This is a genomic window from Bacillota bacterium (genome assembly GCA_024653485.1).
Lineage (GTDB): Bacteria > Bacillota > SHA-98 > UBA4971 > UBA4971 > UBA6256.
Map to the genome: position 1 here is coordinate 122,396 of JANLFY010000003.1, position 25,118 is coordinate 147,513.

At 63.2% G+C, this 25,118-nt stretch carries 21 protein-coding genes, 1 tRNA gene and 1 pseudogene; all 23 read right to left on the reverse strand.

What is annotated here, in order from left to right:
- Positions 1–41: 41 nt before the first annotated feature.
- The 23 genes and pseudogenes from NUW12_03375 to mreC all read right to left on the reverse strand — a co-directional run bounded on the left by NUW12_03375 (position 42) and on the right by mreC (position 25,107).
- The gene (locus NUW12_03375; GenBank protein MCR4401812.1) at positions 42–2,174 is read right to left on the reverse strand and encodes a CehA/McbA family metallohydrolase; all 2,133 of its coding nucleotides are present in this window, start codon (positions 2,172–2,174) and stop codon (positions 42–44) included.
- A gap of 112 nt (positions 2,175–2,286) precedes the next feature.
- The gene (locus NUW12_03380; GenBank protein MCR4401813.1) at positions 2,287–3,552 is read right to left on the reverse strand and encodes an ABC transporter substrate-binding protein; all 1,266 of its coding nucleotides are present in this window, start codon (positions 3,550–3,552) and stop codon (positions 2,287–2,289) included.
- Positions 3,553–3,851: 299 nt separating this feature from the next.
- Complete coding sequence (locus tag NUW12_03385; GenBank protein ID MCR4401814.1) at positions 3,852–6,266, reverse strand: ComEC/Rec2 family competence protein; 2,415 nt, start codon at positions 6,264–6,266, stop codon at positions 3,852–3,854.
- Between the two features lie 239 nt (positions 6,267–6,505).
- Positions 6,506–7,186 (reverse strand): helix-hairpin-helix domain-containing protein, encoded by a 681-nt coding sequence (locus NUW12_03390; protein MCR4401815.1) that lies wholly within the window; start codon positions 7,184–7,186, stop codon positions 6,506–6,508.
- Positions 7,187–7,405: 219 nt separating this feature from the next.
- Positions 7,406–7,481: transfer RNA gene (locus tag NUW12_03395), tRNA-Ala, on the reverse strand.
- A 69-nt stretch (positions 7,482–7,550) separates the two neighbouring features.
- Complete coding sequence (gene rsfS / locus NUW12_03400) at positions 7,551–7,964, reverse strand: ribosome silencing factor (protein ID MCR4401816.1); 414 nt, start codon at positions 7,962–7,964, stop codon at positions 7,551–7,553.
- A 140-nt stretch (positions 7,965–8,104) separates the two neighbouring features.
- Positions 8,105–8,362, reverse strand: coding sequence for an RNA-binding protein (locus NUW12_03405; protein ID MCR4401817.1), 258 nt, complete (start codon positions 8,360–8,362; stop codon positions 8,105–8,107).
- Between the two features lie 406 nt (positions 8,363–8,768).
- Positions 8,769–9,443: a nicotinate-nucleotide adenylyltransferase gene (gene nadD / locus NUW12_03410; protein ID MCR4401818.1), complete on the reverse strand. Its 675-nt coding sequence runs from the start codon at positions 9,441–9,443 to the stop codon at positions 8,769–8,771.
- Between the two features lie 28 nt (positions 9,444–9,471).
- Positions 9,472–10,461: pseudogene (obgE, locus tag NUW12_03415) on the reverse strand (GTPase ObgE).
- A gap of 472 nt (positions 10,462–10,933) precedes the next feature.
- Positions 10,934–11,203, reverse strand: a complete 270-nt coding sequence (rpmA, locus tag NUW12_03420; protein ID MCR4401819.1) for a 50S ribosomal protein L27 — start codon at positions 11,201–11,203, stop codon at positions 10,934–10,936.
- Between the two features lie 3 nt (positions 11,204–11,206).
- Positions 11,207–11,578 carry a 50S ribosomal protein L21 gene (gene rplU / locus NUW12_03425; protein ID MCR4401820.1) on the reverse strand — a complete coding sequence of 124 codons (372 nt, stop codon included), beginning with the start codon at positions 11,576–11,578 and terminating at the stop codon, positions 11,207–11,209.
- Positions 11,579–11,721: 143 nt separating this feature from the next.
- Positions 11,722–13,488, reverse strand: a complete 1,767-nt coding sequence (locus NUW12_03430; GenBank protein ID MCR4401821.1) for an Rne/Rng family ribonuclease — start codon at positions 13,486–13,488, stop codon at positions 11,722–11,724.
- A gap of 81 nt (positions 13,489–13,569) precedes the next feature.
- A complete protein-coding gene (locus NUW12_03435) occupies positions 13,570–14,298 on the reverse strand; it encodes a TIGR03936 family radical SAM-associated protein (GenBank protein MCR4401822.1) in 729 nt (242 codons plus the stop codon).
- The gene (locus NUW12_03440) at positions 14,298–16,178 is read right to left on the reverse strand and encodes a TIGR03960 family B12-binding radical SAM protein (protein ID MCR4401823.1); all 1,881 of its coding nucleotides are present in this window, start codon (positions 16,176–16,178) and stop codon (positions 14,298–14,300) included. The genes NUW12_03435 and NUW12_03440 overlap by 1 nt, the downstream gene beginning before the upstream one ends.
- Positions 16,179–16,338: 160 nt before the next feature.
- Entirely contained in the window at positions 16,339–17,211 is an 873-nt protein-coding gene (locus NUW12_03445) for a M50 family metallopeptidase (protein MCR4401824.1), read from the reverse strand.
- Positions 17,208–18,254, reverse strand: coding sequence for a M23 family metallopeptidase (locus NUW12_03450; protein ID MCR4401825.1), 1,047 nt, complete (start codon positions 18,252–18,254; stop codon positions 17,208–17,210). Before NUW12_03450 ends, NUW12_03445 begins: the two co-directional genes overlap by 4 nt.
- Before the next feature lie 139 nt (positions 18,255–18,393).
- Positions 18,394–19,518: a rod shape-determining protein RodA gene (gene rodA / locus NUW12_03455; protein ID MCR4401826.1), complete on the reverse strand. Its 1,125-nt coding sequence runs from the start codon at positions 19,516–19,518 to the stop codon at positions 18,394–18,396.
- Positions 19,519–19,522: 4 nt separating this feature from the next.
- Positions 19,523–19,831, reverse strand: coding sequence for a cell division topological specificity factor MinE (minE, locus tag NUW12_03460; GenBank protein ID MCR4401827.1), 309 nt, complete (start codon positions 19,829–19,831; stop codon positions 19,523–19,525).
- A 21-nt stretch (positions 19,832–19,852) separates the two neighbouring features.
- Complete coding sequence (gene minD, locus NUW12_03465) at positions 19,853–20,650, reverse strand: septum site-determining protein MinD (protein ID MCR4401828.1); 798 nt, start codon at positions 20,648–20,650, stop codon at positions 19,853–19,855.
- Positions 20,632–21,408 carry a septum site-determining protein MinC gene (minC, locus tag NUW12_03470; protein MCR4401829.1) on the reverse strand — a complete coding sequence of 259 codons (777 nt, stop codon included), beginning with the start codon at positions 21,406–21,408 and terminating at the stop codon, positions 20,632–20,634. The genes minD and minC overlap by 19 nt, the downstream gene beginning before the upstream one ends.
- Positions 21,409–21,565: 157 nt before the next feature.
- On the reverse strand, positions 21,566–23,512 hold the full coding sequence (gene mrdA, locus NUW12_03475) for a penicillin-binding protein 2 (protein ID MCR4401830.1): 1,947 nt from the start codon (positions 23,510–23,512) through the stop codon (positions 21,566–21,568).
- Between the two features lie 183 nt (positions 23,513–23,695).
- On the reverse strand, positions 23,696–24,205 hold the full coding sequence (gene mreD / locus NUW12_03480) for a rod shape-determining protein MreD (GenBank protein MCR4401831.1): 510 nt from the start codon (positions 24,203–24,205) through the stop codon (positions 23,696–23,698).
- Positions 24,202–25,107: a rod shape-determining protein MreC gene (gene mreC, locus NUW12_03485; GenBank protein ID MCR4401832.1), complete on the reverse strand. Its 906-nt coding sequence runs from the start codon at positions 25,105–25,107 to the stop codon at positions 24,202–24,204. The genes mreD and mreC overlap by 4 nt, the downstream gene beginning before the upstream one ends.
- Between the last annotated feature and the right edge of the window lie 11 nt (positions 25,108–25,118).

The following is a 25,118-nucleotide window of genomic DNA, read 5'->3' on the forward strand; positions in this document are numbered from 1 at the left end:
GCACCACCTTGATAAGAGTGACCGCCCATCTGGACGAGGTGTCACCGCGACTGGAGCCAACGGACAAGCTTCAGCATGAACTCCTCGTTACCCAGGCCCGGACGGAAGTCATACACTGAGTAGAGCGGCGCGCCCATCGCTACGACACACCCATCGCCGATCCGTTCCATCGCACACACCACCGGGCGTGTCTCATAAGCGTGCCATGGGCCCTTCCCGTTGGTGTCCACGTTCTTCGTTCCGTCGCTCCCCTCGAGGATGACCACCGGGCCGGAATGCCCAACAAGGCCGCCGAACGCTGCATCCACGACGGTGCACGCCTGCGACGCCTGGACCGGCAAGGATAGGGCCCCCAGGAGTTCCTCTCCGGCGCGCGCGAGCTCGCAGGTCACGGACGAGCTCACCGTCGGCCCTTCGCACAGCCAGACTTCGTCGTCGGAAAACCTCATCGATGAGCCAAGCGAAGCGAGGATCGCGTTCAGTTGCGCCACATCCCGCGACGGGTCGGACGCGTCGGACGAGCCCGCTAGGATTAGTGCTCCTCCCAGGGCGACGAAGCCTCGAATCGCTGCGATCTCGGACTCGTCAAACGTCGAGGGGGTGAGAGAGATCCCGGGTTCGGGATTGGCCACGACAAGGACCGACGCCCCTCTCAGAGCCTCGGGGCAGATTCTCCCTTGGCTGAGCCTGCCCACTGAATCAGCGGTCGACAACGCCTCCAGAAACCTACCTGCGAAACCGCTCGAGCGGTTGTTGTGGCCCTCGTCCACGACGACCTCGCGAAGGTTCTCGGGCAGGACCTTCACGCGGGCTGAGTACACGTTGTCGCTGAGCCCCGGCCTAGCAGGGTCGACAAGCGTGGCCATCACCGTCACGTCCCCGCTCACCGGGCACGACCATTGGAGGGAGACGGGCACGGTTGCTCCGGGCTCGAGGTCGATCCTCATCGCCCCTATCGGCCATCGGCGTCCTCCCGCGCTCGCGGAGAACTCGACTATCACGCCAACCAGCGGGTCTTTGCCCAGGTTCACGACGTCGCAGCGGAGATGGCCCCAAGTGCCTTTCTTGGCCATCGGCACATCGAACCGAAGGTCCACTGCGATGAGATCCGACTGGCTCTTGGCCCAGATGGGGCTCGTTACGACGAGATCGCCGTCGGACTGCTGGATCCGCGCGTAGTACCACGTGTACCCCTGAGTCGGTTCCACCTCGAAAGTCCTTCTGAAGGGTCTGCCCGGGTCACCTTCTTCCCCGGACGCATCGAACGCCACAACGGTCACTCCGCCGTTGGACCTCACCTCCACCTTCTCAACAACGTCCCCGGGGTCTGGATCGCGCACCTCGATCTCCAGCTCCACCTTCCCCAGGGGTAGGATCTCCCCCATCCATTTCCCGTTCCCCGCAAAGCGCACCTGCACGTTCCGGTCCTCTGTGGAGTAGGTGCGGAGCGCGCGCAGCGCTTCCATGAGGCTCTCGTGGGTGAGGGCGCGCGCCACCACGCCCGTCCTCGTGTCGGCGGCGGTGCCCCAGTCTGCCCTGTGGTTGTCCTGGCTGTTCGTGGCCCCTACCTTCCAACCGCGGTCCAGGGCCCGGATGTAGGACCGTTCATAAAGCGTGTTCCTTGCGTACGGGCCCGAGCCGACCTCGAGCAGCCTTATCGTCCTATTGCCGGCCAGGGAGTACTGAAAGTCGTTCCACATGCCTTGCTCGTTCCATCCCGGATGATTGAACGTGGCGACGGCGCCCTTGCCCTCCATCCACGCTACGAGGTCTTCCAGGCCCCGCTGCGTGTCCCGCGAACACGGTTCCGGTGCTTCGATCACAGATATGTGCCCAGCGCCGTGGGTCCATTCGGTGCCTCGGAACGCCACGAACCTTCCCGGCTCCGTGAACCGCCAAGCCGTCTCAACGAGTGCCTCCCAATGGTGGGGATTCTCGACCATGTAGTACCCATGCTCCGTGATTCCGAGAAAATCGAGGCCGGCCACGTCTCTCGCGTGCGCGTACGCGTCCTCGGGCGTTAGCGCGCCGTCGGAGAACGAGGTGTGAGAGTGCAAGTACCCGAAATAGAAGCCCATCTCGACCTGCTGCGCGGAAGCGGGGCGGCACGTGATCAGGAGGGCGATGCAAAGAGGCGTGACGAGCGTCTGGATCAGCTTTTCCCCACGGTTCAAGGGGGCCCCTCCTTTCTCGGAAACGGGCGGGGCAAAGGTCCGGGGCCAGGATCCCCGCCTGCCCCGGACCACACGTCCGCGTCGTGCGCTGCACCCTCAGACGAAAACGGATCTACCTGGCAAGGATGGCGTCCACTTTCTGTGCAGCCTTATCAAGCGCCTGCTTGGGAGAGGCTTTGAGAAGGAACGCTTCCTCCACGGCCTGGCTGATGACCTCGCGGATCTCCTGCCACTCCGCTATGTTGGGGTCAGTGACAGCGAACTTGAGTGCGTTGAGGCTGGCAGCGTTCCTTGGGTTGGCAGCCATCCACTCCTGCATTTGACGTAGATAGAGCGCCGACCTCCTCACAGGAATGTAACCCGTCTTGACAGCCCAATACGCGGTCTGGGTGGGGCTGGTCAGCCACTTCATGAATTTCCACGCGGCCTGTTGCTCTTCGGGCGTGGCGGCAGCAAACATCACCAGGTCGGTGCCGGCTACAGGAGCGGCGGGCCGCTTCTTGTATGGTATGGGCCCTATGCCCCACTCGAACTTCGCGCCTACCGCGCTGTCAGTGTACGAGTAGCTGGCCGACGTGGCGAAGTATCCGCACGTCTTGCCGGCGCCGAAGTCCGCGTCTGCGTAACCGGGGATGTAGTACGCCACTTTGTGCTTGTGGAGCATGTCGACCATGAACTGGAGCGCTTCGACGCCTTCCGGCGAGTTGAACACGGCCTTCCTGCCGCTCTCGTCCAGATAGCGCCCGCCATTCGTGAACAGCAGGTTGGCGAAGTAGTCGACGTTCGGTCTGAGCACCATTCCGTAGCGAACGGTCTTCCCGTCTTTGACGACTGTCGTGGCCTTGCAGGCGGCCAAGAGCTCTTCCCACGTGCTGGGAGCCTTGAGACCGGACTCCTTCAGGGCGCTAAGGTTGTAGATATAGATGGCGACGCTCTTGTTGAACGGAAGAGTGTACATCTTTCCGTTGAACGTGCAGCCTACGCGCAGCTCAGGCCAGAAGTCCTCGATTTCGTCCTTCGAAAGCCCGCCCGACCCAGCAAAGAAGTCCTCAACAGGCTTCACTGCTCCGGATTTCACGTATTCCGCCACCCAGTTCCCGTACGCCTGCGCCACCGTCGGAGGCTTCTTCGCCGCTAGAGAGGCCATGATCTTTTGGCTCAGCGCTGAATAGCTGCCCTGATATTCTGCTTTTACGACTATCCCAGGGTTCTGTTTCTGGAATTGAGCGACCAGCTCGTCGAGGGTCTTTCCCAGAGCCGATCCCATTCCATGCCAAAACGTTATCGTGACCTTCGTATCTGCAGACACGGCACAGAATCCCGAGAGAACCATGACAAGAAGGCCCAGGCTCAGGATGACGACTATCGCTCGCTTCAACCGGTTCTCCTGACGTTGCACGACGCGAAGCGCGAACGTCAGGATTCCCCCCCCTTCATGCTGAATTCGGACCATCCGGCGCTCGTCTCGTCGCCCGTGCGTTCAGACACCACCCATCCCCCAAGATCAAGAGAGGCTTCGGGCGCCCGCTCACCTCCCTCCGCCGGCCGCGTTCCGCCCTGCGACAGACAGCGCCTCCTCGAAACGCCTTCGACCGTGACCCGGGTCTTTAGGCACTATGTGCCTCTCTACCTACCTTAAATCCATTCTCCCAGAATGGGACGTCTCCTTCCTGTCTTTCACAATCCCCGCATGGCGCGGACACTAGCCCGACCGCCTAGTCCCGTGGCGGTCACCGCCCCGTTCAGATCCGTGCGAAACGTTTTCGCGCCCGCTCGAGACAACGCCTGTAAGGTGCTTGGTGCGGGATGACCAAATGTGTTTGGGCCTACGGGCACCACTGCCCAGTCGGGGGACACCGCGTCGAGGAGTTCGGGCGGACACCCACCGGCTGCGCCGTGGTGGGGGACCTTCAAGATGTCCGCGTCAATATCGAACCCCTCCTGCACGAGCGAGGAAAGAGCGATGGGCCCTGCGTCTCCCGTAAGCAGGGCCCGCGTGTTCCGAAACCTCACCATCATGACCAGGGAGAAATCGTTGAGGTCCTGTGAAGTCTGCGACGCGCACCCACGGGGCGGACCGAGGAAGTCTATTCTAGCGCCGTCTCCAAGGTCGATATGGCCACCACGCACTGCCTCCACGACGACGACCCCTCTCTCGCGCGCGAGGTCCGTCAGCCGCCTATCCAAGTCGGGCCTCACGTTATCTGGAATGGGAGGTTTTACGAGGACTTTCACATGGAGGCGTCGGATCACTCCAAGGAGACCGCCGATGTGGTCCTGGTGGGGATGGGTGGCGACCACTACATCAAGTTGTCTCACGCCGCGCCTAAGCAGGTAAGGCACGACCACGTCGTCACCCGCATCGCGTTGCGGTCCGAGGGCACCTCCCGCGTCTACCAAGACCGTCCTGCCCGAAGGGCTCCGAATGAAACTGGCGTCACCCTGTCCGACCGAGAGGAAAACCAGCTCAAGAGGGGTAGTGCGCAGGGCAGCGATCCACACGACTGTTGCCGCGGCGCCGAGCGCTAGCACCGCGAGGGCCCGACGTCGCGCCCAAAGCGCTCGTTGCGCCTCTCGCGGCGCGCCTGTGGCGAGCAGCACGGAGTAGAAAGCGAGGACCACCCATAGCGGGGGCTTGGGCACAGGGAAACAGGCCCAAGGAAGCCGTGCCGTTGCGTGAAGCCACCACTCCAACGCCGCAAGAGCCAAGCTGTTCCCCGCGTTCAGCACCACAGCGAGGGGAAACCACACGAGCCCAGCGAGACCAGCCGCAAGTCCTGTCAGCACGGCCATGCTTGCGAGCGTGAGGGCAGGAACGGACGCAATGACACCGACCAATGAGACCGTTCCGAAGTACCAAACGCCGAGCGGGACCACGCCGATTTGGGCTGCCAACGAGGTCGCGAGCGGATCCCCAAGCCAGCTCGGGAGCTTTCCGAGAGCCCTTCTCAGGCGCGGCGAGAGGGTCAGGATGCTGAGAACTGCGCAAAAGGACATCTGGGCACCGGGATCGAATGCAAGCAGAGGATTCCGGCCGAGTGTGAGGATACCTGCCAAGTACAAGGCTCCCTGAATGGCTGTGCGGCGACGCAAGAGAACCGCGAAGCCTGCGCACGACAGCATCACGGACGCTCGCATCACAGCAGGTCTCATCCCGCAGGCGGCTGCGTACGCCCAGCTGCCCGCGAGCGCCGGGGCCAAGGCCCATGGACCGCGGAGCCCGAGACCGGCCAGCAGGCTCCAAAGGAAGGTCGTTACCAGCCCAACGTGCAGGCCAGACACGGAAAAGAGATGGGAGGTGCCGGTGGCCTCGAGCACCTCTTGCATCTCTTCCGGAGCTCTCCCGAAGAGCATGCCTGAGACGAGCTCTGCGTGTCGCTGGGAAAGGGTAGCCTTTGCGACGCGCATGACACGACCTCGAAACCACGAGGCAAGCGAGGCAGTCGTGGCTCCCATCCCGGGTTTGGAACGCAGACGGATGTCCTTGGGGCTGCGGACGTACATCGTTCCCGCAGCTCCCTGACATCGAAGAATGATCCTCATGTCAGGTTCCCCTGGGTTCGCTGGCTGCTGCGGAAGGTAAAGCCGTCCCCGCGCCTCGATCCTCGCGCCAGGCACTAGCCCCACCTCGCGCCCGTCGCTGACGTCCGGAAGACCGCCGGCGTCCACAGAGAGGACGACTCGTGCCCCGGACACCGCCGAGTCTCCATCCACCGAGGCGATCCTCAGAATTCCCTTCCAGCGGCCTCCAGGGCCTGCCTCCGGCACACCCAAGACCACGCCCTCAGCCGCGACCCTCGGCGCTTGAGCGTGCCTCTCCAGAGCCCGCTCGCACGGCCAGGGCGACAAAGCCACGTGCATGGACACCGCGCCGCCGAGCAGGATGAAACTCCAGATGGCGAGGGCTTTCGGCCCCGACTCACGCGGCAAGCAGCGCCGCGCCCGTTTTGACCCCAGCCAGAGCCACCAGATGGCCGCCGTCCCAAGCAAAGCTCCAGGGGCAAGGAATGAGACGCGTCCCCACGCCTTCGTCATGGCCCCGCTCAACGCGAAAAGGAGGAACGCGCTTTGAAGGACTCCGTTCGTCGGCACGCTCATGCGCCTCCACAGGACTCCTCCGCTCCGGCCTCGCAGATCGGCCGGCGGCCTCCCCAATTAGGCGGCCGCACCTCGGTCAACAGCCAGCTATCTCAGTTCTCGCGGGAGGCGCGGATCAGCTCCACCCAAGGATGAAGGCTGACGAGCGAGCCGCCCTCTTCCCGCCCGGCATTCGTAGACGTATGCGACCGCCCTGTCACGCGACCGCGCGGCCGTCCGCCACGAGTCGTGAGCTAGTACACTGTGATGAGGTCTTTCAACGCCTCGAACTTTGCCTGGCCTATTCCCGGCACGTCCGTGAGTTGCTCGGGGTTCTCGAACCGGCCGTTGGCGCCACGGTAGTCGATGATTCTGCGGGCAAGGGTTGGCCCGATGCCAGGCAGCGACTCGAGCTCCGCGAGGCCGGCGGTGTTGATGTTGACTCGGCTATAGACCGCCTCGGCCATGCGAGAAGGCTCCGCGCAGGCCCCTTCGAAACCTGACCCGGGGCCGGGCCCGGCTCCGGGCTCGGTCTTTGGCCTAGTCGGTATGTACACCTGCGAAGAGTCGGACAGTACCTTTGCCATGTTCACTTGCTCCGGCCACGCCCCCGCCGCAAGGCCACCCGCAAGCCTGACTGCGTCCGCCACCCGGGATCCAGAGGGAAGCGTGTATACTCCCGGCGACGCCACCGCCCCGCATACGTGCACGGTCACCGCGCTTTTGGCCTGCACGTCCGTCGCGGGCTCACCTTTGCCGGCTCCGTCCCTCTCAGCCGCCTCGGCCCGCTCGCCGCCCGCTGGCTCGCTCGGCCCAGGAGCCACCACAACGTCTCCCAAGGTCATTTGCCTCGCGACCAGCACGACTCCCCCGACGCCGAACATTACGAGCAACACCACCATCACGAGCCTCTGTCGCCGCGAGAGGTCGAACATGACTCCACCTCCCTTGCCTATCTCCGATCGCGCCATACAGGTTCAACGCCGGACCGTACACTCCTGTTGAGCTGGGCTAGCCTGTAGAGACGGTTTCTGGTGATATCGCGGGTGAGTCCATAGAAGGGAACACCCCCCGTTCTCACGGACGGGGGGTGTCTTGCGAGCCTCGCCTGACTCTGCTGCCAAATCAGAGCACGTCAGTATGAAGGCGAAAAATGGTGGAGACGATGGGAATCGAACCCACGACCTCGTGAATGCCATTCACGCGCTCTCCCAACTGAGCTACGTCCCCAGATAGATGTTCGCGTATTCGATTGCGTCCCTTGGTTCACTGCGATTATAGCAGACCCTCCTGGGCAAGTCAAGGCCTACGAGCCTCCCGAGGCTCGGCACGGTCGTCGCGTGAGCAGCCTTCCTCCGGCACGGCGTCCACGAGCGAGGTTCCCACTACTCTTGCGCCACGGTACAGCCGTTCTAGATCGTAATACTCTCTCTCTTTGGAATGGAACACGTGGACCACGGTGTCGGCGTAATCCAGGATCACCCAGCCGCCTTCGACGGTCCCTTCCTTGTGCTGAGGAAGCACACCTCGTTCCTTGAGCTCTTGAAGTATGGCGTCGCAGATGGCCTTCAGCTGCGTTCTCGATGTCCCGCCCGCTATGACGAAGTAATCGGCTATTATCGTGAGATCACGGACATCCAGCACCAGCACGTCCAGGGCTTTCTTGCCCTCCGCAGCAGCACGCGCTATCTCGGCAATGGCCAGTGGGTCTATGCCTGCCGCCTCCCATTCGCAAAGGTTCGGCGAGGAACGTCATGGATTGATCACGCTCACCGCTGTCCCCTGGCTGGCGAAGTCTCGCCTCTACCGAACTTCGCCACCGCCGCCCCTCCCTTGAGGGCGCACGCAGGCACTCAGTACCTTGCCTGCCGAGGCCTGGCCTCGTTGACTATGATCTGCCTTCCACCGATGTCCGCGCCGTTCATCGCGGCCACAACGCGCTCCACGTCCTCGTCGTCGACCTCCACGAACCCGAATCCACGCGACCTACCCGTCTCTCTGTCGGTAATCACCCTACTGCCCTTGACCTCCGCCACCGCCCTGAACGCCTCGGCCAAGTCTTCCTCAGTCAGTGCCCAGGGCAGGTTCCCCACATACAGGGTTTTCGTCACAGGATACCACCTCCATCTCTTTGTGAAAGAAAAACCAAGGCTGCAAGAGACCTTGGTTCTCAATCCGCACACCCTATTCGGATCGTGGCGCGACCTCCTCACCCGTCGGACCAGGCCGCTGTGCTGCGTACTAGCTCTGACTGCCCCCGATCGGATTCTGCTTACGGAAAGACCTGAACCACGGAAACCCGCAAGACAAGGAAACATAAGTGGGGTTTTCACTTGCCCATGCACGCTCGTCCGCGCGTGCGCTCGCGGTTTAAGGCACCGAGCTTGACCTCCAGGCATCGGTTTCGCGGTTTCGTCCGTCTTGCCAGACTTATTATACCACCGACTCCGCGGGCTGTAAACGCCCATGTCCCGTGGCTTCGCTCCGACGCGCGAGCGGACGGGCTGGTGACGGCGTCTAACTCACGTCAGGTGATCGGTCGGAACGCGTGTAGAGCCCGGTTTTTCGAATGTAGTTCTCCACGCTCTCGGGGAGGAGATAGCGGATGGGATCTCCGTGCTTCACCCTCGCCCTGATGTCAGTGGATGAGATGGCGAGAGCGGGCACCTCCAGGACGAACACCCCGTGGGTAGAGACTGCACGCGCCCGGCCAAGCTCAGACTCAAGACGGGCAGTGCAATACCCTGGCCTTGTCGCAACGATGAAGGCACACATCCTCAGCAGCTCGTGGGCGTCCTTCCACGTGAATATCTCGACTGCAGCGTCTGCTCCCGTGATGAAGTAGAGTCCCGTGCCAGGCCCGTGCTTCGTCCGGAACTCCTTCACGGTGTCCACGGTGTACGACGGGCCCGGGCGGTCGAGCTCCACCCTGGAGACCTCGAAGTACGGATTCGTCGCGGTCGCCAGAACGGTCATCATGTACCGATCCCGTCCGGGCGATATGTCCACCCCGCGCTTATGGGGAGGCACGCCGGAAGGCACGAACACCACCGCGTCAAGGCCGAACTTCACTCTGGCCACCTCCGCGGTCACGAGGTGCCCATGGTGTATCGGATCAAAGGTGCCACCCATGATGCCGAGTCGCCTCGCTTGGCAGGCGTCCTGCTTGACACAGGCGGCTCCATCCTTCACGACCGGATCCCTCCCGTCAGCCCTCCCTGGGGTTCAATTGGGCCGCCAATGCTGAGACCAGCTTCTGCACCCCCTCGCCGGTCACCGCGGAAACGCCATACACCTTGAAACCCCTCGAGCTGAGCTCCTCCTCCACTCTGCCCAAACGAGCCCTGCCCTCCGGAACGTCTATCTTGTTGGCCGCGACCAACGTCGGACGCGCAGCTAGGTCCGGGCTGTACAGGCCGAGCTCGCTTTGTACCACGTCGAAATCGGAAAGAGGGTCTCTGTCGAGCGCAGCCAGGTCTAGCACATGCACCAAGAGACGAGTCCGCTCCACGTGCCTTAGGAATTCGTGCCCGAGGCCGGCGCCGGCGTGCGCGCCCTCGATGAGCCCGGGAATGTCCGCGACCACAAAGCTCCTGCCGTCTTGCGCGTCGACCACCCCGAGATTGGGCACGAGCGTGGTGAACGGATAATCCGCTATCTTGGGCTTTGCCGCTGACATCCTCGATATGAGCGTCGACTTCCCTACGTTCGGCAATCCTATGAGCCCTACGTCCGCGAGGAGCTTGAGCTCAAGCTCGAGCCACCTCTCCTCCCCGGCCGTGCCTGGCTGAGCGAAGCGTGGCACTTGCCTCGTGGGCGTTGCGAACCTGGCGTTGCCCCTCCCTCCTCTCCCGCCCCTCGCGACCACCACGGTCTCCCCCGGCGTTGCCAGGTCAGCGAGAGCCTCGCCCGTCTCGGCGTCACGAACGATCGTGCCTGGAGGGACTCTTATGACCTCGTTCGCGCCATTCCTGCCGTGCCTGTTGGCTCCTCCTCCCGGTTGCCCGCTTTCCGCCTTGTAATGTCTCTTGTGCCGGAGATCCATGAGAGTGCTCATTGAGGCGTCCGCCAGGATGATCACATCGCCGCCGTCTCCGCCGTCACCCCCATCGGGTCCTCCAGCGGGAACGTACTTCTCGCGGCGGAAGCTCACCGCGCCCCTCCCGCCGTCGCCCGCTTTCACGTATATCTTCGCGGTGTCAACGAACATCAGGCTCACCTCAGCCGTATCGTTCCCCCACGGTGCAGTCGGCACCCACGCCTCTTCCGAGTCTCAGGCCCAAGGCCCAACCTGGCGTGCAGCAAGCAATGCACCGCGGGACAACGAGCAAACGGACTCACCCGCAAGACGGAGTCAGCCACGCGTTGCGTCGGACCCTCGGGCGGAAGCGCGGTCCGTGTCAGCGTCCGAACACAGGCAGTGCAAGAAAGCCCTCCGCAGGCCTTCCAACGCGCCTGCGGAGGGCTGTGTGCTTCCGGCGACGCCATGGACGATCGCGCCATACCCCGGAAAGGGCTCTTGGCCGCACGCACCCCCACGAGACCGGCCGGCCCCAACGCGCTGCGGCACATTACGCCATGAGCACGATGAGGTCGCTTGAGACCCTGGCGCACGCGCGAGCCCCGACGCGCCCGGGCTGAGTTGCCAGCCGCAGCCTGGCGCGGCCTCCGGCCCGCGTTGCCTAGGAACCCGCGACCTCCGCGGGATAGACGCATACTCGCTTCCCGTCCTTGCCGCACCGTTCGTACGCCACGCGCCCGCTGACCTTGGCGTAGAGGGTGTCGTCTCCGCCGATCCCGACGTTAGCTCCCGCGCGTATCTTCGTGCCCCGCTGCCGAACGAGAATGCTGCCCGCGGACACGAATTCGCCCGCGTGCTCTTTCACGCCGAGCCGCTTTGACCTGGAATCACGACCGTTCCTCGAGCTGCCTACACCTTTCTTATGGGCCACCCCTCACACCTCCCCGCCGTCAGAAGAGCTCACGGGCGCTTCCGAGCTGCCGGTGGCGGACTCGCGCTGAATGCTCGTCACGCGCACCTCGGTGAACGGCTGCCTATGGCCGTAGCGCCTTCTGTAATTCTTCTTGGCCTTGTACTTGAAAACCAGCAACTTGCGGGACTTGCCCTCCGATACTACCGTGGCGACGACCTTCGCTCCAGGCACATATGGGGTCCCAAGAGTGACGACGCCCGCATCATCCGACACCAGCAGCACGTGGTCGAACTCAACGGTGTCCCCCGGCCCCTTGCCCAGTTTCTCAACGCGGAGGATGTCGTCCCGGCTTACACGGTACTGCTTCCCGCCCGTCTCGATAACAGCATACATCTCGACCCTCGCGTCTCCTCTCGCTTCGACTCGCCGGGGCAAGGCACCCCAGTCATTCGACTTGGGAGTTTTCGCGGCCCGCCCCGAGCGGCGTGGCAATGCACACCCACGAAGATCAGTTTACCACAGTCGCTCAGACCGTGTCAAACGCCGCCCTCGGCCGCCCCTGCGGTGACCATGGGGCGGTCCAGCCCTCCTCCGGGACCGCCCTCTGATGCGTCGCGGGGTCTCGCCCGAGCATACGTTCTGAACACCTTTGCGATCTCCACCTTGACCCTCTTGCCCACGAGCTTTCCGCCGCCATCTATGTCAACGATGTAGCCGTCGATGCGCGTTATCCCGTTGCTCGGGTTGGAGGCGTGCGGCTCCTGGACTTCCACCTCCAGGACGTCCCCAACGCTTACCGGAAGAGCCCTCTTCTCAACCTCCTCGCGAGTCCCGGTGGCGACCACCTCCATGTCCTCTAGGTGGAGCGAGGGGTTCCCCTTGACGTAGATCACCTTGCCCGTCTCCTGTTCGACTCTGGACAGATTGCTACCTCCCTGACCTATGAGAAGCGCTGCCACGCTGGGGTGCAGCGACACGAGCATCGCCTCCTCAGTCTGACGGGCGGCGATTCTCCTAATGTCCTTCTCTGCCCGGAGGGCAAGCGTCTCCTCGGACAGGACACGCCCTCGCCCATCGCAGTATGGGCACGGTCGTGACAGCGTCTCCTCCAAGCCGGGGCGGGTCTTCTTGCGGGTCATCTCGAGAAGGCCGAGGTGGGTGAATCCGAGCACGCTGGCACGCGTCTTGTCTTTCCGCAGCTCCTCCTCGAGCCTCTTTATCACCTGCTGGCGGGCTTCTTCTGAGTCCATGTCGATGAAGTCTATTACGATGATGCCTCCAACGTTGCGCAATCTCAACTGATGAGCGATCTCCGCCGCAGCCTCCAGGTTCGTCCTGAGCACCGTGTCTTGCAGGTTCGTCGTGCCTATGAACCTGCCGGTGTTGACGTCAATGCTCGTGAGAGCCTCAGTGTGGTCGAATACCAGGTACCCGCCGCACGAAAGCCACACTCTGCGGCGCAGCGCTTTCTCTATCTCCTCCTCCACGCCGTAGTGGTCGAAGATGGGCTCCTCCTCGGCGTAGTACTTGAGTTTCCCTTTCAGCTGCGGAGACATGATGTTCACTAGGTCCCTGGCCTTCTCGAACTCGTGAGCGTCGTCCACGATGAACTCGTCCACGTCCTCCGTCAGGAGATCTCTCATTATCCGGTAGATGAGATCGTAGTCCCGATGCAGCAGTGCGGGAGCTGAGGTGCGGCGTGCCTTCGTCTTGATGCGACGCCAGAGTTTCACCAGGAATCCGATCTCTTGGACGATCTCCTTTTCGTCTTTCCCCTCCGCAGCGGTCCGCACGATCACCCCGCAACCCCTGGGTTTGGCCCTCATCGCGATCTTCTTCAAACGCCCGCGTTCCTCATCGTTGGAGATCCGCCTGCTCACCCCCACATAGTCCACTGTGGGCATGAGGACGATGTTCCTTCCGGGCAGCGTGACCTGGGTCACTACCCGCGCCCCCTTCGTTCCAATGGGCTCCTTCGTCACCTGGACTATTATCTGCTGCCCTTCCTTGAGGAGGTCCTTGATGGATAGAGTCTTGACATCCTCCACGTCTATGTCATCGAATTGACCCTCACGCGCCTTGAGAGCGTCCTCCACGTAGAGAAACGCGTTGCGCTCCAGTCCGACGTCGACGAAGGCCGCCTGCATTCCAGGGAGCACGTTCTCCACACGACCCTTGTATATGTTCCCCACGTACCTTTGGTGGGCCTGCCTCTCAATCTGAATCTCCACCAAGTGCCCGTTTTCTATCACAGCGGCCCGGGTCTCGCCAGGCCGCACATTCACGACTATCTCCTTGGACATCCGCTTCACTCCTCGAAATAAGTCCCCAATGGGGAAAGCCCGGCCGGGGCGGGCTCCCAGACCCGGACCCCGAATAGCCATCTAGAGAACGGGGCAGAGAGCCCCGTCCCTCCTCATGAAAAACTCCTTGCGCACGATCCTCGCGGGACGGACGGCCCTGCCGCTTGCCGCCCGACGCTGGATCTCCCGAACGATATCCCCGGGTCTCACGTGCCGATCTGGTCCCTCACCAACCAGGATGCACACCCTATCGGTCACGTCTCCCCGAAAGAACTTGAGGTCGTAGATGAGAGGTCTCAGATCGACCTCCTTGGTGCCTTTGGGCGTCGCACGGAACACGGGAACCGCGCGCGCCCGAAGGATCCCCTCGACCGCAGCCTCGATATGGCCTCCCCACGCTCCGGCGTCTTCGCGCTCAAAGTCCACTTCGTAGGACACTGCCTGGATCAACATGCTCAGTGAGGGCCCTCCCTGCGGCACAAGCGCGCAAGCCACTAGCGCTAGACAGCTGGGCAGAGCGTCGCGCACTCTTGCGCCCGCCTCACTGGGGTCGGGGCAGCCGCTGAGTTCCACGTCCACCAGCTCGCACTCGCTTTCGATCCCCACAGGCAGCGCGGGCGCGAAGGACATCCTCGGGTGAGGGTGAAAGCCCTGCGTCAGGGCCACGGGAAGTCCCGCCCGCCGAACCGCCCTTTCCACGGCTCGCATGAAATCCAGGTGCGACATGAACCGTGCCGGCCCAGTCTTTGATAGCTTGAGCCTGCAAACGACCCGCGATGCACCCCGAGGGGGAATCGTGCCGTTCTCCACTACGATACCCCCTCAACAGGTCGTGCGAGTATGTGCGGCGCAACCCCAAGCTGTGGACAGACGCCGCATTTCACGCATTTCCCCAGGCGGCAATCGGGGGTCGTCACGCCCTGAGCGGCCCTCGCGGACTCAGCCGCCAGGTACTCCTTGGACACCCCGGCGCTCAGATGCTCCCATGGGAGCACGTCATCGTAACCCCAGTGCTCATTGGCGTAGAACTCCGGCCGCACGCGCGCTCTGACAAATGCCTTCTGCCATTCCTCGAAACGCAGCTCTTCGTGCCATGCGTCGAACCTGCACCCAAGAGCGGCCGCCTCTTCGACGGCAGCCGCGAGACGACGATCCCCCCTCGAAAAGACTGCCTCGAGGAAGCTCGCTTTCACGTCGTGCCACATCAACTTGAGGCCCTTCCCGCGTAAGTGGCGTTTGAGGTAATCCTGTTTTGCGACGAGATCCTCCACGGGGGCTTGGGGGTGCCACTGAAACGGCGTATGGGCCTTCGGAACGAAGGAAGAGACGCTCACGGTGACCTGGGGTGGCCGCTTCGAGCCCGCGCGGAGCGTCTGCTCCTTGCCGCAAGCCAAGGCCTCTCTGGCGAGGTCCACTATGCCTGCCAGGTCATCCTCGGTTTCTGTTGGCAAGCCAATCATGAAGTACAGCTTGACACCCTGCCAACCTGCGGCAAAGGCCGCCCTGACCGCCTCCAGCAGGTCATCCCTGTTCACTCCCTTGTTTATCACGTCTCTGAGCCTTTGCGTCCCCGCCTCCGGAGCGAAAGTCAGACCGGTTCTTCTGCCTTTCTCCACCTCCTTCGCTAGATCCACGGAAAACGAGTCCACTCGAAGCGACGGAAGGGAAACCGCCACGCCCGATCCGGAGTACCGCTCGAGGAGACTCGACACAAGCTCTCTGATGCGCGAGTAATCGGCGCTCGAAAGGGACATCAGGGACATTTCCTCGTACCCTGTGCTCGTCACGAGGCGTCCCGCGAGGTCGCACAGGTCGTCGAGGTCTCTCTCCCTCACTGGCCGGTAGACCATGCCCGCCTGGCAAAACCTGCAGCCATGGGTACACCCGCGGAAGATCTCGAGCATGATCCGGTCGTGGATGATCTCGGCGAACGGCACCACGAATTTGTCTGGGAACGGGACGGCGTCAAGGTCTCTGACCACCCTCTTTTCCACGGGGTACGCCGCAGCCGAGCTCGTTGGAAGGATTCTGGAGAGCTTGCCATCCTTCCCGTACTCCACCTCATATAGGGACGGCACGTATACGCCCGGAACGCGCGCCAAGGCCTCGAGCACCTCCCGTCTGGGGAGACCCTCGCGCTTCGCCTCCTTGTACACGTCGACTATCTCTCCCACCGCCTCCTCCCCCTCGCCAAGGAGCACGGCATCGAGGAAAGGCGCGATGGGCTCAGGGTTGTACGCGCAGGGTCCTCCCGCGATGACGATCGGGTCGTCTTCGCGCCTTGCGCTGGAGCGTGCGGGAATACCGGCCAGGTCCAGCATGGCGAGGACGTTCGTGTAAGACAGCTCATACTGCAGGCTGAACCCGAGGATGTCGAACTCGCAAGCGGGAAGGCGCGACTCGAGGGAGTACAACGGGATTCCCCTTTCCTTCATCGCTGAGTGCATGTCCACCCACGGCATGAAGGTGCGCTCGCACGCCACGTCTTCTCGTTGATTGAGCAAGTAATACAGGATTTTCAGTCCCAGATGAGACATCCCCACCTCATAGGTGTCTGGGAAAGCCAGGAGGACCGTGACCTCCACCTCATCGAGGCTCTTGTGCACGGCGTTCCATTCGCCGTCAACGTAGCGGGCAGGTCTCTCCACTTTCTCAAGGAGCTCATCGAGCAAGCGCGAATCTATCTGCATGCACCGTCCCACCACATCAGCGCCACCACATAGGAGACTACGGCATCGGCCATAGTATTCTCACATGCCGACGCCCGAAACCGCGCCAGGCGTCGGCCCTCCCACCACATTCTATCAGATTCCATCACCATGCGCCACGAAAACATCCGAACCCCCGACGTCAAGGCGCGAGTGTGCCTATGGGCGCGTCTGGACCGTGTTTGGTCATGGCCTCCAGCACGTCGACCTCGGAAACGAGGCCTCTCATCGCTAGTTCGTCATCGAACACCGCCACAAGGTTGAGCTTGCCAGGAACGAACCGCCTTGCTACGCCGCCCAGGGGTGCCGCCTCATGCGCCGCCAGGACGTTTACTGCCATGGCACCCTGGGCGAGGAATCGATCCCTTTTCCTCAGGATGTCCTTGATACGTGCCCAAGACGCCATGTAAGCCTCCCGTGATGCAGCGAACACGAGGAATCCGCCGAGCACGGGCACGAGGATGTTGCAGTGCCCGAGGTACGCGAGCGCTCCACCGATCACCAACACTCCCGCTCCGATGAGGCGGCCGAGTCCGGCTGCGAGCAGGGAAGCTCGCACCGGTCCCAAGGTGGGTGCGAGAGCCGCCCTAAGCAGGCGACCGCCATCCAGCGGAATGGCGGGAAGCAGGTTGAACACGCCCATGGCTACGTTCGTCTCCACCAGGAACTCTGAAAGGTTGCCTGAAACGTACCCGCAGCGCTCCATCACGACCACGAAGAGGGCGAAGGCGAAGTTGTGGACGGGTCCCGATGCGGCGATGAGAGCCTCTCGAACAGGGCTCGCCAGGAGGCTTTCGGAGAAGGACACGGAGCCCCCGAAAGGAAGGAGCTCGACGCGCGTGGCTCGGACGCCAAGACATGAGGCAACGGCGACGTGAGCAAGTTCGTGAAGGAGCACGACCCAGAACACGAGGACGGTTTCGCGGAACAGTCCGACCGAGGCGTACACGAAGAGGAGAAGGAGGAAGAACGGGTTGACCCCGACTTCCACTCCGAAAACGCGCACGCCTATCACAATCTGTCGCGCCTGCCTCCTTCGAGGTACGCGAAGGGATCCGTTGCCTTCCCGTTCAGCGAGACCTCGAAATGAAGGTGCGGACCGGTGGAAAGGCCGGTGCTGCCCACCTCCGCGATCTTCTGCCCCGTGCGCACCTTGTCTCCAGGTCTCACGAGGATCCTCGAGCAGTGAGCGTACAGCGTGGTCAGCCGCCCCCCGTGATCCAACTCGACGATGTTGCCGTACGTTCCGCAGGGACCCGCGCGAATGACTCTCCCGGACGCCGCCGCTCGGACCGTAGCGCCCGCGGGGGCCGCAACGTCTATGCCCTCGTGGAAGAGACGTCGCCTATAGATGGGGTGAATCCTGTACCCAAAGCCGTACGTCACGCGACCGCTGACTGGGGCAGACAGCTTTCGAAGGTCATTGGCGGAAGTCGGAGGTGTTGGGCTGGAGGAGGGCGCGGAGCGAACAGTGGTGTGGGATTCTTGCTTCCCGGTGGCCTCGATGGCTGCGCCTTCCTTCGGCACCCCGTCTACGCGGTCGTCTCCTGCGCTCTCACCCACCGCGCCAGCTTCGGGGACAAGCCGCGTCACGCTTGCGGGAAGGGCGCGCCCTCCGCTCGGGCCGCGGCTCATCGCGAGCTGTGGCTGGTCCGGGCTGGCGCTTTCGCTTGACACGGCTGCGGCGTCTAGCGTCGCGCCCACTTCTGTAAGACGCGCCAGAGAGCGAGCGACGACCTCCGAGGTGTCAGGTGCGGTAGACGCGTCACCCGGCCCCCCGCCCGGCAGCCTGTCTGAACGCGCCCCCCCTCCCCCGGCGCTTGCCTCGCTGTTCTCCCTATCGGCAGCCTCTTTCGTCCACGGATTCCAGCCCAGCAGGCTTCGAGTCGCGTCGCGAATCTTCCCTGTCAGCTCCAAGAGACTCGTATCTTCCGTGAGAAGCGCCTGAACGCAGGACCTAACCCCCCTCCCGACCGGGAGGTTGCTCCTGCTGACCGCGAGCACGAAACCGAAAACCAGGAACGATATCGCGGCGTCGCGAGCCAGCTTGGTCCGCATCGTGCCCCTCCTCCCGTGGAAAAGCCCCATCCCGCCACGGTAAGAGTATATTGCGCCATGCCAGCCGCTATGCGCGACCCCACGGGCAGCCGGGTCGCCAGACGATCGGGGGGCACGAGGGGGCCGGGTGCGTTGATCCCTAAAAGAGGATCTTCTGCCTCCTCATGTATACGTCGAGGACGAATCCGATGGCGATGAGGTTCGCCATGAGAGAACTCCCTCCGTAGCTGAGGAAGGGCAGGGGAATGCCTGTCACGGGCATGAGGCTCATCGTCATCCCCACGTTGACCAGGACGTGAAAGAGGATCATCGCGGCCACGCCCGTGGCTACGAGACGCCCGAAGGCGTCCTTCGCCAAGGCCGCGGCGTGCAGACACCTCCACAGGACGAAGCCGAACAGCGCTAGCACGACGACTGCCCCGATGAAGCCGAACTCTTCCCCGATTACAGAGAAGATGAAGTCCGTATGGTGGGCGGGGAGGAAGTTGAGGTGGGCCTGCGTGCCTCTGAAGAGACCCTTGCCGAAGAACCTTCCCGACCCGATGGCGATCGTGGACTGAATGACGTTGTATCCCGTGCCCGTTGGGTCAGCGTACGGGTTGAGGAAGGCGAGAAGCCTGGCACGCTGATAGTCTTTCAGCAGGAAAAAGAACACCACGGGCGAGGCGAGAGCCCCCGCGCCCGCCACAGCGAGAAGAGTCCTCGTAGGCGCCCCTGCTACGTACAGCATGGCAAACGTTATCCCGCAGAACACGAGGGCTGTCCCGAGGTCGTTTTGAAGCAGAACCAACCCGGCGGGGACCGCCGCGTGGAGCAACGCGAGCGCGACCCCACGATTGGTGGCAAGGTCATGCGCCTCGCACAGATGACGCGCTAGCGTGAGTATCAGCGCCACCTTAGCCAACTCCGACGGTTGAAGCGCCACAGGGCCGATCCTGAACCAGCTCTGTGCGCCCGAGATCCTGTGCCCCATCACCAACACCAGCGAGAGCAGTCCCACATTGGCTGCATACAGCGCTCTGTGGGCTCTGCCGGCGAGTCTATAGTCGGTGGTGAGCACCGCCACACAGGCCAATGTGCCGAGACCGAACGCGGCCACCTGCCTCTTGACGAAGTACAGCGGATCCTGGGGAGACCCAGGACCAATTCCCCCACGCGTCGCGCTGAAGACGATCGCGAAGCCTATCACGCAGAGTGTCAGCACCGCGAGGATCAGCGAGTAGTCGAGGTTTCGGAGAAGACGCCGGTCGAGAAACACGGGCACGCCCTCACCTTCTGGCCTTGCCTCGGCGGCAGGCCTCGCTCCCCCGTCTCATTCCGATCACAGGCATGCTAGCTACCAGCGCAAGCCTCCTATCGGTCGAGTCGAACCTGAGACTCATGCCTGCCTCGTCGATCTCTACGTACTTCGATACAGCTCTCGCCAGGTCCACACGGAGACCCTCGAACACCTGTGGGGAGACCCCGACCCGATCGCACGCCAGCGTGACCTTGAGTCGCTCCTTGGCAAGGCTCTTGCTCCCCAGCCCGCCCGGCCTGGACTTGCCGCCCAGAATCCGTGACATGAAGTCGAACACGGCACGTCGCCTCCCCCGGCGTCACCTTCGCGCACCGACAAGCCTCTTCAGTCTCGACCAGAATCCTTCGGCTTCCAATGACATGAATGGAGCGTCTTCCCCATCGATCCGAGCGGCTATCCGTCTGAAGGCCTCTCCCGCCCTGGAAGACCCGTCCAGCACAACGGGCTCGCCCCTGTTGGTGGAGGTAATCACCGACTCATCATCGGGAACTACGCCCAGAAGGTCAATGGCGAGGATGTCCAGTACGTCGCCGACATCGAGCATGTCGCCGCGTTTCACCATTTGTGGCCGGAGCCTGTTGACCACGAGCCTTGGTCTGCTCATGCCCTGGGCCTCGAGCAGGCCGACAATGCGGTCGGCGTCCCGAACCGCGGATACCTCGGGCGTGGTCACGATGACGGCTTCATCCGCCCCGGCTATTGCGTTCTTGAACCCGCGCTCAATTCCGGCGGGGCAGTCCACCACGACGTAGTCGAATTCGCCCGCCAGGGTCCTCGAAAGCTGCTTCATTTGCTCCGGCTGGACGGCCTCCTTGTCCTTCGACTGTGCCGCCGGCATCAGGAACAACGTCTGTAACCGCTTGTCTCGTATGAGGGCCTGTCTCAGCCGGCACTTGCCCTCTATCACGTGGACGATGTCGTACACGATCCTGTTCTCCAAACCAAGCACGATGTCAAGATTGCGCAGTCCGATGTCGGCATCGACCAGGGCCACCTTCTTTCCTCTAGAGGCGAGCCCGCAGCCGATGTTGGCGACTGCGGTGGTCTTGCCCACCCCTCCCTTACCAGAGGTGACCACTATGACCCTTCCTTCCATGCAGGCTCCTCCTCCACCTCGGCCTTCCTCGCGGAGTAGGCCTCGATCACTATCTGATCGCCCCTCACCCGTGCCATCTCCGGCGTGCGTGGGGCCTTGCTCTCGCCGTCCGGGGGCCTGGCTATCGCGTCGGCTATCCGGAGCTGCGTGGGCATGAATCTTAGTGCCACCACCATCGCCCTGCGGTTATCGGGCGACCCCGCATGAGCGACCCCTCGCAAGGCACCCATGACGACGATGTCTCCGCCAGCCACGACCTCCGCGCCGGGGTTCACGTCCCCGAGCACCACGACGTTCCCACTGAACGTGGCACGCTGGCCTGACCGGAGAGTCCCCCGCAAGAGCAGGGTCTCTTCGCGCGCCGCCGGTGCAGGCTGCGGTTCACCGGCGCACGCGCGGTCGAACAGCCTCTCAGGTTCCTGAGCGCGGTGTTGGACAACCCCTGGAGTGGATGACACCGGCGGGGACGAGCGCGGGCCCGGCGGCTCGGCCACGGTCGCAAGGCCGATCCCACCTGCAACTCGCGAGACCGACATACCGAACGACTCCACTATGTTCACTAACTCGCGGACATCGTCCTCCGAGAGTGCAAGCTCGCCGATGTCGAGCACCGCCCGAGTCGCCCCGGCGAAGAACCCAGAAGTCTTCTCCAGCTTGTCCGCCAGCTTCCCCTTGAGCCGCGCGAAGTCCTCATCATGGGGCAAGATTATGCACAGTCCCCGTTTCGTCCCTTTGAATACGACGTCCTCCGTCTTCATGGGCAGCCGCGCACACCTCCTCGAACTCCCCACCAGGGTGGTTCGGGTAGCGCTGCAATAGTTTCACCAGAAGCCAACTCAATTCCTGCCCGTCACGGCGGAAAACGTGCGAATGGGGATGGACGCCCTCTCGCACGGCGGCCACTCGAGCGGAGAATCAGTGACCGGGCGGGCTCGACGCCTCAGGTGAAGGCGAGCCGTTGGACTCGTGGCTTGTGACCTCCGGGCTGGACGTTTCCGCGGGCCCATCCATCGGTGTTGCGGAGCCAGCCGGGCCGGGCTGCTCTTGCCGCTCTGGCCGTTCTCGGTCGAGCCCAAAATACGCCTCCATGACCCTCCTCGCGACAGGCGCCGCGGCAAGCGACCCACTGGTCCCGTGCTCGACGAGGACCACCACAACTATCTCCGGATTCTCGACGGGCGCGAACCCCGCGAACCATCCATGGCTATCGCCCTCAGGGTTCTGCGCTGTGCCCGTCTTGCCCGCCGCGGCCACGGGAAACCCCTGGAACGCGCTTGCCGCCGTCCCCTCGGAGACCACCTTCGCAAGCCCTTGCTTGAGCGTGGCGAGAGATTCCTGTGACACTTCGACGACCCCGGCCACTCTCGGGCGGAACTCGCTCACGACCTCTCCGTCCGGCGTCAGAACGGCCCGCGCGACCATCGGAACGTGGATGACCCCGCCTGCCGCTATCGTCGCGTAAACGCTCGCGATCTGTAGAGGTGTGGCAAGCAAAGCCCCCTGGCCGATCGCTACGTCCAGCGTCTCCGTGGGGTACCAGATCTGGTCGTATCCCTTGAAGTTCAGCTTCTTCCATGCCCTGTCCGGCACGAGCCCGGACGCATCACCCGGAGACAGCTGGATGCCGGTAGGCTGCCCGAGGCCCAACATCCTTGCGTACGCGGCCAGATCGTCGATTCCCACGCGCCGCCCGAGCTCGTAGAAGACGATGTTGCACGAGTTGGCGATCCCGGTGACGAGGTCCTGCATGCCGTGCGCCTTCCCGCGCTCTATCGTCCAGCAAGCTTTGCCGGACTGGCGGTCACGCCCAGTGCACTCGAACCTGTCGTTCATCGTGACCTTGCCGCGCTCCAAGGCCGCAAGCGTGGTTATGACCTTGAATGCGGAGCCCGGAGGGTATGCATGGCTCATCGCCCGGTTCGGTTGCGGACTCGGGGTCGATGACAGAAAGGCCAGCTCTTCGGGGGACAAGCCTCCCACGAACATGTTGGGGTCGTACGAAGGCTTGCTCGCCATCGCCAATACCTCCCCGGTCCTTGGATCAATGGCCACAACGGCGCCCGCCTTGGCCTGCGCGGTCTTTGGGGACTTGGACAGCGCCTGCAGCTGTTCGGACAGGGCGCGTTCCGCAGCTGCCTGAACCCTCTCGTCGATAGTGAGCACCACGTCGTTCCCAGGAACCGGTGCAAGGCTTCCCAGCACCTTGATTGGCTGGGAAAGGCTGTTCACCTCGACTTGGTCCCCTCCGTCAGTGCCGCGGAGGTGCTCCTCGAAGGTCCTCTCCACCCCGACCTTCCCTATGAGGTTGCCCGGCCGGTAGCCCTTGTCCCTGTATACTTTCAGCTCTGCTGAGTCGATCTCCCTGATGAAACCGATGAGATGGCTCGCGAAGTCACCGTGAACGTAACTGCGGACCGGTATCTCCTCGATGACCACGCCCGGCAGATCTGTCCGTCGCTCGCCTATCGCGGTCACGGTGGCGGGTGACGCGTCAGTCAGGAGCCTGATGGGTTCGAAGGGCCGCCTCGGGGCAGCGAGCTTCTCCTTGATGGTCTGGGCGGACATCCCGAGGATGGGAGCAAGCTGGGCCACGGTGGCCTCTATGTCAGGCACGTCCTGAGGCACTATCGACACGGAGAACGCCATGCGGCTCGCGGCCAGCGGCACACCGTTGCGGTCGAGTATCTTGCCCCTCGGGGCGGGAACCGGTATCAATCGGATCCTGTTGCCTTGCGACAGCGCCTCGTACACGTCCCCTCGCATGATCTGCAGGTGCCACAGGCGCGATACGAGCACCACGAGCACGGCAACGACCACGAAACCGAGGTGTCTCAGCCTGTTCTGAGCTGCAGACTCGGGCATTGTCTCCTCCCTGGAGGTCTTGCGGCGCCTTCGAAGCTTCGGAGGGAGCTTCACATCATCTTCCCGCACCGGTGGGCTGACGTCTCCCGGCGCCTCAGCACTGACGGGAAACCGGTCTCTCCGTTCCCTATGAGGCGACGCCCACAACCGCACGAAGAACGCCCGGAGCACGACGCCTGGTACTTAGGCGGCCTGGCGGCGCTCTAAGACCCGCTTTGCGCGCGCGTCTAGCCTCGCAACGACTCTGAGCGTGATCGGGACCAGCAAACCTGAGTACAGGGCTTGCCCCACAATCATCCGAAAGGCGGAGACGGAGACAGCCATCGGAACCCCGAAAGACGACAGCAGGAAGCAGTGAAGCACGCCGCCTACGACTCCACCCAGAATCACCAAGACGGTCGGCACGATGACTCGGTCCTCGAACACCCTGGCGTAAGACAGGCCGGCGCCGATGCCGACGACGGTGCGAGTCAACATGAAAAGCCCCAGAAACTGCCCTGAACACGCGTCCTCGATGAAACCCGTGGCGAGACCCGCTAAGGCCGCGTTCCTCCACCCCGAATACGTGCCCACCAGCACCACTAGGATCAGCACTAAATCTGGCTTCACTCCCTGGAGGGCTATGTGGGGCACCACGGTCATCTCGAGGAGCACCAGGACCGCGCCCGCCAAGAGCAGAAGAAGGTTCCTCATCGTCCCGCCACCCCTCGCGGCGCTTCCGGCACAACGTGGGATCCAAGCGACTCGGGGGCACCGACCGTTTCGTTCACCCCCGTGATCACCACGACCTCCTCAAGCCGAGCGAAGTCCACAGCCGGCCTAAGGTACGCGGCTTTTCCCACCCCATACTTTCCCGGCACTACCTCCACGATATCCCCTATGACCAAGCCCTTCGGATATATCCCGCCGAGCCCCGATGAAAGCACCCTGTCCCCCACCTGTACGTCGCTTTGCTCGGTGAGCGACTTTACGCGACATAGACCGGGTCTCGCCGGGTCGCCCTCCACCAGGACCAGAGTCCTCGTTCGCTGCACCAGTCCCCCGACTGCGCTCCTGGGATCTACGATCAGAAGCACGGTCGCGGTGCGCGGGCTCGCAGACAACACCCTGCCCACGAGGCCTTCCATGGTCGCCACAGCCATGTCCTTCTTCACACCGCTGCGAGTGCCCTTGTTGATCGTCACCGTCTCGAGCCAGTTACCGGGGTTCCTTCCCACGATCTGGGCCGCGCTCGTCGAGTAGTCGAGCGCCGCCTGGAAACCCAACAGCTGGCGAAGGCGCGCGTTCTCGAGTCTGCACTCCTCGAGACGCGCGTTCTCGGCCATGAGACGCGATATCTCCAGGTAGAGCCGGTCATTCTCCCGGAGGAGGTGGCGGAGGTTGGCGACGGTTCGCACGGCCGCTCCTATCTCACCCGTTACGCGGAACAACACCCTCGCGAAAGGCGCGAGGGTCTCGCGAACGGCGCTCTCCGGGAGCGACAGCCTCCCTCTCTCGCCAGAAGTCACGAAAAGGAGCGCCACAAGTAGCAGTAGTATTGCAGCCAGGGTCAGTGCATAGCGCTTGCCGGTGGGATCTTCGTGCACGCGCGTCACCCCCGCCCGCC